The sequence below is a fragment of the Clostridium sp. AF27-5AA genome (genome assembly GCF_003478415.1).
Lineage (GTDB): Bacteria > Bacillota > Clostridia > Lachnospirales > Lachnospiraceae > Otoolea > Otoolea fessa.
The window spans coordinates 1-434 of record NZ_QUFH01000004.1 but is presented as its reverse complement, the minus strand read 5'-3'; the positions used below and the strand labels follow the sequence as shown (position 1 = coordinate 434).

The window sequence follows — 434 nt, the reverse complement described above, 5'->3', positions numbered from 1 at the left end:
GGCATATGGTATAATATAAACATGGAAAAAGATATATTTACTATTAAGGAAAATACACTTTCATATGGTAGAGGATATGTGTATTCTTTGCAATATCATCTTGTCTGGTGCACGAAATATCGAAAACAGGTTCTGAAAAATGGGATAGACGCAGAATGTAAAAAAATGTTGTATGGACTTGCGGAGGAATACAAATTTAAGATTCTGGCGATGGAGGTTATGCCAGATTATATTCATTTACTTCTGGATTGCAAACCACAATTTTTTATATCAGACATGATAAAGATTATGAAGGGGAATCTGGCACGTCAGTTGTTTCTTTCACATCCGGAATTAAAACAGGAGCTATGGGGAGGACATTTGTGGAATCCATCCTATTGTGCAGTCACCGTAAGTGACCGAAGCAGGGATCAGGTAGTGGCATACATTGAGGG

The 434-nt window shown here is 37.3% G+C and carries 1 protein-coding gene; it reads left to right on the top strand.

The features are described from left to right. Window positions 1–21: 21 nt before the first annotated feature. The coding region (tnpA, locus tag DWY89_RS05460) for an IS200/IS605 family transposase (RefSeq protein WP_118524471.1) at window positions 22–434 on the top strand (413 nt) is incomplete at its 3' end.